This is a genomic window from Sinomonas sp. G460-2, assembly GCF_047759905.1.
GTDB lineage: Bacteria > Actinomycetota > Actinomycetes > Actinomycetales > Micrococcaceae > Sinomonas.
The window spans coordinates 1-6,914 of sequence record NZ_JBKZWT010000193.1 but is presented as its reverse complement, the minus strand read 5'-3'; the positions used below and the strand labels follow the sequence as shown (position 1 = coordinate 6,914).

Annotated in this window: 9 protein-coding genes, 1 pseudogene and 1 riboswitch; of the genes and pseudogenes, 3 read left to right on the top strand and 7 right to left on the bottom strand. The window is 69.2% G+C overall.

Going from position 1 to position 6,914, the window contains the following annotated elements; translation table 11 throughout:
• The 5 genes from ACLN58_RS15435 to ACLN58_RS15415 form a co-directional block, all read right to left on the bottom strand.
• On the bottom strand, positions 1 to 240 hold a 240-nt coding region (locus tag ACLN58_RS15435; RefSeq protein WP_415856140.1), incomplete at its 3' end, for a molybdenum cofactor guanylyltransferase.
• Positions 204 to 704 (bottom strand): HNH endonuclease, encoded by a 501-nt coding sequence (locus tag ACLN58_RS15430; protein WP_415856139.1) that lies wholly within the window; start codon positions 702 to 704, stop codon positions 204 to 206. The genes ACLN58_RS15430 and ACLN58_RS15435, both read right to left, overlap by 37 nt.
• A gap of 281 nt (positions 705 to 985) precedes the next feature.
• On the bottom strand, positions 986 to 1,726 hold the full coding sequence (locus tag ACLN58_RS15425; RefSeq protein WP_415856138.1) for an NlpC/P60 family protein: 741 nt from the start codon (positions 1,724 to 1,726) through the stop codon (positions 986 to 988).
• Between the two features lie 100 nt (positions 1,727 to 1,826).
• On the bottom strand, positions 1,827 to 2,117 hold the full coding sequence (locus ACLN58_RS15420; RefSeq protein ID WP_415856137.1) for a hypothetical protein: 291 nt from the start codon (positions 2,115 to 2,117) through the stop codon (positions 1,827 to 1,829).
• A gap of 4 nt (positions 2,118 to 2,121) precedes the next feature.
• Positions 2,122 to 2,283: riboswitch (cyclic di-AMP (ydaO/yuaA leader) on the bottom strand.
• 371 nt (positions 2,284 to 2,654) lie between these two features.
• A complete protein-coding gene (locus ACLN58_RS15415; protein WP_415856136.1) occupies positions 2,655 to 3,350 on the bottom strand; it encodes a metal-dependent transcriptional regulator in 696 nt (231 codons plus the stop codon).
• Positions 3,351 to 3,577: 227 nt separating this feature from the next.
• Here ACLN58_RS15415 and serC point away from each other — a divergent pair, with 227 nt between their 5' ends.
• A complete protein-coding gene (serC, locus tag ACLN58_RS15410; RefSeq protein WP_415856135.1) occupies positions 3,578 to 4,711 on the top strand; it encodes a phosphoserine transaminase in 1,134 nt (377 codons plus the stop codon).
• 94 nt (positions 4,712 to 4,805) lie between these two features.
• On the opposite strand, the gene ACLN58_RS15405 is transcribed toward serC, so the two are convergent.
• Both ACLN58_RS15405 and ACLN58_RS15400 read right to left on the bottom strand, forming a co-directional pair.
• The gene (locus ACLN58_RS15405) at positions 4,806 to 5,312 is read right to left on the bottom strand and encodes a DUF3027 domain-containing protein (protein ID WP_415856134.1); all 507 of its coding nucleotides are present in this window, start codon (positions 5,310 to 5,312) and stop codon (positions 4,806 to 4,808) included.
• A gap of 13 nt (positions 5,313 to 5,325) precedes the next feature.
• Positions 5,326 to 5,703: a cold-shock protein gene (locus ACLN58_RS15400; protein WP_415856133.1), complete on the bottom strand. Its 378-nt coding sequence runs from the start codon at positions 5,701 to 5,703 to the stop codon at positions 5,326 to 5,328.
• A gap of 199 nt (positions 5,704 to 5,902) precedes the next feature.
• On the opposite strand from ACLN58_RS15400, the gene ACLN58_RS15395 reads away from it, so the two are divergent.
• Both ACLN58_RS15395 and ACLN58_RS15390 read left to right on the top strand, forming a co-directional pair.
• Positions 5,903 to 6,115 (top strand): hypothetical protein, encoded by a 213-nt coding sequence (locus ACLN58_RS15395; protein ID WP_415856132.1) that lies wholly within the window; start codon positions 5,903 to 5,905, stop codon positions 6,113 to 6,115.
• A gap of 4 nt (positions 6,116 to 6,119) precedes the next feature.
• Positions 6,120 to 6,914: pseudogene (locus ACLN58_RS15390) on the top strand (hypothetical protein); the annotation flags it as partial.

Genomic DNA, 6,914 nt, shown 5'->3' with positions numbered 1-6,914 from the left:
GAACTCCCGAGCGTCCGGCTCGGGGCCGACGACGGCGACGCGCCGCGCCGCGCTCACGGCACCCAGGGCGCGGTCGAGGAGCGTGACACCCTCGTACACGAGGCGGGGCTTGGGATACCCTCCCAGGCGGCTCGAACGACCGCCTGCGAGCACGATCGCGTCGAAGGCGAGCCCGGCGCCCCCGAACTCGGGCGTGTCGCTGTTCAGGCGGCCGACTCCGGCGCGAGGAACGGACTCCACTGGGCCACGGGCTTCTCCAGCTCCTTGATCTGCCACACGGTCCCGACCGGGGCCTGGGGCGTGAAACGGAGCTTCCACCCCATCTCCGCGGGAGTCTGATCGCCCTTCACGTTGTTGCACCGCAGGCAGCACGCGACCAGATTCTCCCAGCTGTCCGCGCCACCGCGGGACTTGGGGAGAACGTGATCGATCGTGTGGGCGGTCTTGCCGCAATACGCGCACACATGCCCGTCGCGTCGCAGCACGCCCCGTCTGCTGACGGTCGCCGCGTGCGTGCGGCGCGGTCTGATGTACCGGTTGAGCAGGATGACGGAGGGGCGCCCCAGGACATCGCGGGGGCCGACGACTGGATCGCCGTCTTCGGCCACGATGCTCGCCTTACCGGCGAGGACAAGGACGAGCGCCCGGCGGAAGCTGACTACCGCCAGTGGTTCGTATCCGGCATTCAAGACGAGTGTGCGCATGCGCGTGCCTCTTCACGGCCGCACCCGGTCAGGGGCACAGGGCCGGCTGCCCTGTGCTTGGCCGGGCTGATCGACTCTCTTAGAGTACTGAACGGATTTGCAGTTCACCGAACGGACCCCGCGCCACGGCGCAACGTGTTCGCCATTGTTCACGCCTCAGTCACCTGTGCCGGCGCCTGTGGGGCCCCATCTACGCCGCCAGCGCGTCAGCTTTCACCACCCCGGAAACGACAAAGCGCCCCTCCCGGAACGGGAGGAGCGCCTTGCCTGAGCTGTGGTGATCAGCCGCCGACGCGGATGAAGACCGGACCGGAGCCCACGTTCACGCTGTAGAGCGAGGTCGTGTTGCCGTTCCAACCGCCGTGCACGGCCATGCCGTTGCCGACGTAGACGGCGATGTGGGCCATGCCCATGCCACCGTTCTGGTAGTAGGCGAGGTCACCGGGCTGAGCCTCGGCGGCGCTCACCGTGCGGCCGAGCGAGAGGTAGCCGGCCGGCCAGCCGTGGTAGTAGATCCCGACCGCGGCAAGCGCGTTGGTCACGAGCGCGGTGCAGTCCTGGTGGACGCCGAGCTGGGCGTACGCGGCGGCGGCGATCGCGGCGCCGAGGCCCGTCGAGGCGACAGGCTTCGCAACGGCCGTGGCGGTCTGTGCGACCGCGTTCGTCGTGGTGGCAGCGGTCTGAACGACCGGCGCCGCGACGGGGGCCGGGGCCACGACCGGGGCGGCGGTGGACTCAACAGCGGGACGCTCGAAGCTCACCTGAGCACCGGCGTCGGCAGCCACGTTGGCGTCGACAGCCGTCTGAACCTCAAGAGCGGTCGGGGCGGATGCCTCGCGCTGCGTAGGGGCTTCAGCGGCGTTAGCAGCAACACCGCTGGTGAGGACGAGACCGGACGCTGCAGCAATAACGGCAGCCTGGCGACCCATGCCGCCGGCGTTCTCCGTCACCGCCTTCGCGATCACGGCGATGGAGGAAGTGTTCTCGGCGCGGTGCCGAGCGATTCCAGCGCGAGTGGACATCTGGGGCGTTTCTCTCTTTCGTCTCCCGCGCACCATGGGTCTCGGTGCGCGGATGAGGGCACGGCCACTGGGGGAAGCCGTGAGCCTCTCGATCAGGGGGTCAGCGGAGCGTGTAGAAGGCGGAGCTTGCTAGGTGCGGCGAGTTCGCCTTCTTTGACGCGACCGCGCACGGGGCGCGGAATGCGTCGGAGAGGATCGCGGCCTTGCGCTGTGCATCCTCGATCACGGCGGGCGAGCCCGACATGACGGTCAGATGCATTCCAGCAACAAACACGCCAGCCTGACGGCTGGCGCTGTCCGCGTTACCCGACGCGGCCTGCACAGCATCCCTGACGGGAATACTGCGGACCGGCGCGGCCCGGTGACGCGCAATGACGTTGCGTGACGACACAGAGGTAGCCTCTCCCAATGCCTGCGAGGTGAGCTGTCGGGTTCGGACTGGAAGTATCCGGCCTCCCGGTGCAAGCACCGGGCTGCTTTACCCCAAGGACCTCCCTTGTGAGGAGGACCGAAAGTGGTTCCCCCGCCCCTGCCAGACGGTTGTGCGAACGGATTCCGGACGGTGGCAGAGCTAGGCAATCCGACCGGATGTTCCAACTTGGTTGGAGTTGGAACAGGATCGAGCGTACCCGACCTCGCACTAAAAGTCACATTCGGATCACAGCGAGATCTCAGACAGTCACGGAGGGGATACGGCAGATTTCCAACTGGGCCCGAAACCGCTGACACGGCGCGGAATTCGGGACCTCTGGCCCTCCACGGGTCGAAGGGGGCTGCTCCCGGGTCGGGTCGACCCCTCAGCCGAGCTCCCGCGCCGTAATCATCCCGTGACCATTATTGAGAGATGCGTCACACCTGACCGCGCTCTCGGTTTATCCATGGAGTGGATATTTGTGCGAAGACCGTGTTCGTTCGTGTGAAGTTGCCGCTAGCTGATCGAAACGAAGACGTGGGCCGCGACCTCGACGGGCAGTTCGAGCGCGCCGTCGACCTTGGGCGTGCGGACAGAGATGTAGTCGCCCACGCGCTCGAGCGCGATCTTGGCGCCTGGGCGGATGCCGCCCTCGTCGAGCTGGGCGAGCAGCTCTGGGTCCACCTGGATGGGCTCGGCGAGCCGGCACACCACCACGCGCGAGCCCGGCGCGTAGTCACGCATCGCGTCGACGAGTGTCACGACGCCCTGGGTGAAGCCCTCGGACGGCTCACCGCCGAGCGCCTCGAGGCCTGGGATCGGATTCCCATAGGGCGACTCGCTCGGCTTGCCCAGGAGGTCATAGAGCCGCCGCTCGACGCGCTCGCTCATGACGTGCTCCCAGCGGCACGCTTCGTCGTGCACATAGGCCCAGTCGAGCCCGATGACGTCCGAGAGCAGGCGCTCGGCGAGCCGGTGCTTGCGCATGACCTCCGTGGCCCGCTTGCGCCCCGCCTCGGTGAGCTCGAGGTGCCGGTCACCCGAGACGACCACGAGCCCGTCGCGCTCCATGCGAGCCACCGTCTGCGACACGGTCGGCCCCGAGTGCCGCAACCGCTCGGCGATGCGCGCCCGCAGGGGAACGATCCCCTCCTCCTCGAGCTCGAGGATGGTGCGGAGGTACATCTCGGTGGTGTCGATGAGATCGGTCATGCGGTCAGCGGCTCCTCGTGACGAATGGCTGCGGCCCAGCCGGAGGCGATGCGAGCACTGGGCACAGTACGCAACGCCACTCACAGTCTAGCTTATTTTGAACTGCTCAGATTAGCGGCGTGCGACGGCGGCGCTTCTCGAATTCGCACGCCGCCGAAGCGTTGCGGCAGACTGTTTCGGGGGCGGAAGGGAGCCTACCGCCCGGAATCGCAAGCAAGGAGCCTTCTGTGAGCGCAACGACCCGATTGGACATTCCCGCCGACCTTCTGCCGGCCGACGGTCGCTTCGGCGCCGGGCCCTCGAAGGTCCGCAAGGAACAGGTCGACGCGATCGCAGCCGCCGGTGCCACGCTCCTGGGCACGTCTCATCGCCAGGCTCCCGTCAAGAACCTCGTGGGCTCGGTCCGCGAGGGGCTCTCTGCGTTCTTCCGGGCTCCCGAGGGCTACGAGGTGGTCCTCGGCGTGGGCGGCTCCACCGCGTTCTGGGACGCGGCCTCGTTCGGACTCGTCCGCTCGAAGGCGCAGCACCTCTCCTTCGGCGAATTCGGCTCCAAGTTCGCGAAGGCCACGGACAAGGCCCCGTTCCTCGAGGCCTCGAGCATCCTCACGTCCGAGCCGGGCACCCGTCCCGAGCCGGTGGCGGAGGCCGGGGTCGACGTCTACGCCTGGCCGCAGAACGAGACCTCCACGGGCGTCGCAGCCCCCGTGCGCCGCGTCCAGGGCGCCGACGAGGGCTCGCTCGTGGTGATCGACGCGACGAGCGCCGCTGGCGGCCTCGACGTAGACGTCGCCGAGAGCGACGTCTACTACTTCGCGCCCCAGAAGAACTTCGCGTCCGACGGCGGCCTGTGGCTTGCGCTGTTCTCCCCCGCCGCGCTCGCACGCGTCGAGGAGATCAAGGCGTCCGGCCGCTGGATCCCGGACTTCCTCGACCTCAAGACCGCGGTCGACAACTCGAGGCTCAACCAGACCTACAACACGCCGAGCCTCACGACGCTCGTGAGCCTCAACACCCAGGTCGAGTGGCTCAATGCGCAGGGCGGGCTCGCGTGGGCCGCGAAGCGCACGGCGGACTCCGCGAGCCGCGTCTACGCGTGGGCCGAGGCGTCCGACTTCGCGACGCCCTACGTCGCCGACCCGGCGGACCGTTCGAACGTCATCGCGACGATTGACTTCGACGAGGCGATCGACGCCGCCCAGATCGCCAAGGTCCTGCGCGCCAACGGCGTGGTCGACACCGAGCCGTACCGCAAGCTCGGCCGGAACCAGCTCCGCATTGCGACGTTCGTCGCGGTCGAGCCGGACGACGTCACGAAGCTCACGCAGTGCATCGACTACGTGGTGCGCCAGCTGCGCGGCTGAGCCACCGCCACCCCTCGATTAAGGTTCAGGGGTCAGCTCCCGCGGGTGTTCCACCCGCGGGAGCTGACCCCTGAACTGTTAGAGAGAGTCCTCGTCAGTCGAGTTCGTCGTCGATGTCGGTGACGCCGGCCTCCTCGGCCTCGGCGTCGTCGGCATCCGCTTCGCCGGCGTCGTCCGCTTCGCCGGCGGCAGCCTCGTCGTCGTCCTCGGCCTCTTCGACCGCGGGGGCCTCCTCGTCACGGTCCTCAGGCCGCACGCGCTCGGACCACGGCACCCACTCGGGCGCGAGGACGGAGTTCTCGCTCGGGAGGATGCCCAGCTCGCTCACGGTCGGCGTCTTGGACCGCGACACGCGGGCGAGCGTCACGTACCACTGCCAGCCGCGGTAACCGGGGCGGAGGCTCTCGAAGAGGTGGGTGACGAGCCGCTCGCCCTCGCTCTTCGCGGCGACGTGCTGGCCGACCTGGGCAGGTTCGACGGCGTCGAGCAGCGCCGTGCGGGCGAAGTCGACGGAGCCAGCGAGGAAGGCGTCCGGCTTGCCCACGCGCCATACGGGCACGCCGGCGCGGCGCTCGGGCTTGGCAGAGGGGGCGGGAGTCACGTCGGGGTCCATGTCAGGCGTCGAGCTGATCCGCGACGCGGCGGAGGGCAGCCGCGATCACGGTGCCCTTCTCGGGGTACGTGCCCTTCGAGAGCTGGCCGGACAGGTTGTCCAGGACGCTCACGAGATCCTGCACGATCGGGGCGAGCTCGCGCGCCGGCATGCGCTTCGCGCGGGCGACCGAGGGGATCTTGTCGAGCACGCGGACGCTCAGGGCCTGCGGGCCGCGCTTGCCCTCGGCGACGCCGTACTCGAGCCGGGTTCCGGTCCTGATCTCCCCGGCATCGACGGGCACGGCGCTGCCCGGCAGGAAGACCTCGTGGCCGTCGTCGCCTGCGATGAACCCGAAGCCTTTCGCCTTGTCGAAGAACTTGACCTTGCCAGTGGGCACTGCCCTGACCCCAATCTGTCGATGCGGGCGAACCCAAGAGCCGCCCGCATAAGAAGCGCGCACGCCGGACCCGGCGCCGCTACCTTCTAGGTTACTGGCTGGCCCGCCGCGCCACCGCCGCGGTTCGCCTGAAGCACAGTGCGACTCACGTGACTATCGGACCGAGCACGGAACCGCCGTCGCTGTTAGGTTTGGAAGCATGGCGCCAACATTCCGCCGCGCCGCCTCATGGGGCGGCGCCGCCGTCGCGGTCTTCTCCCTCGCCATGGTGGCGCTTGCCATCGGACTCGCCTCGTCGGGGCAGACCCCACCCGGCTGGATGGCCGGCGTCGTGCTGTACGGGCTCCCCGTCGCCTTCGCCCTCCTCGGCGCCGCACTCGTGGCGGGATTCATCGATCGGAGGAAGCGCTAAGGGCATGTCGTCGATCCGCGCTCTCGCCGAGGAACTCACCGCCCGGGGCAACGATTCCCTGCGCAGGCTCTTCACCTCCAGACCCGACCTCATCATGCCCGGCGTCCCCGACTTCGCTGCCCTCGCGGCCCGAGCCTGCGCGAGGGTGAGCCTCCAGCGCGCGCTCGAGACGCTGTCCAAGCCGCAGCTCGAGGTCCTCGAGGCACTCGTTCTCACGACCGATGAGGACGAGGGCCGCAGCGGCAGCGCCGTCGAGCTGCGGCACGCCGTGGGCAACGCGACGCTCGGCACCCTCGACGCGATCCTCGCCGAACTCTCCCAGCTCGCGCTCATCTATCGCGCCGATCCGCCGGACTCGATCCATTCCGCGTCCGGGAGCCGCCGCCGCTATTACCAGCCGGTTGCACGGGTTCGCGAGGTCCTCGGAAGCTACCCGGCGGGGCTTGGCCGCTGCTACACCGAGCTCGCCACCGCGTCGCAGTTCTTCGCCGACCGCGCGGCGGACATCGTCAACTCGATCCCCGCGGCCACCCAACAGCAGCCGGTCGAGCATCACATCGCGGCCGCGTACGCGCTCGAGCGCTGGGCGGGGCTGCCGGAGGCGCTCGACGGCGCCCCGCCCCGCACGCGCGAGGTCCTGGTCAAGTTCACGAACTGGCCCGTCGGCGCGGTCCCCCACGCCGAGGGGCGTGTGCGGCCCGGGCGGCGCACGGACAATCCGGTCGATTGGCTCCTCTCCCACGCCCTCCTCGTCCCGCTCGACGACGAGCACGTCGAGCTGCCCCGGCCCGTGGGCCTC

Excerpts from the sequence above, each read along its gene's own strand:
- ACLN58_RS15395 (WP_415856132.1), top strand. The coding sequence starts at position 5,903 with ATGGCGCCAACATTCCGCCGCGCCGCCTCATGGGGCGGCGCCGCCGTC.
- ACLN58_RS15425 (WP_415856138.1), bottom strand. The coding sequence starts at position 1,726 with ATGTCCACTCGCGCTGGAATCGCTCGGCACCGCGCCGAGAACACTTCC.
- ACLN58_RS15415 (WP_415856136.1), bottom strand. The coding sequence starts at position 3,350 with ATGACCGATCTCATCGACACCACCGAGATGTACCTCCGCACCATCCTC.
- ACLN58_RS15430 (WP_415856139.1), bottom strand. The coding sequence starts at position 704 with ATGCGCACACTCGTCTTGAATGCCGGATACGAACCACTGGCGGTAGTC.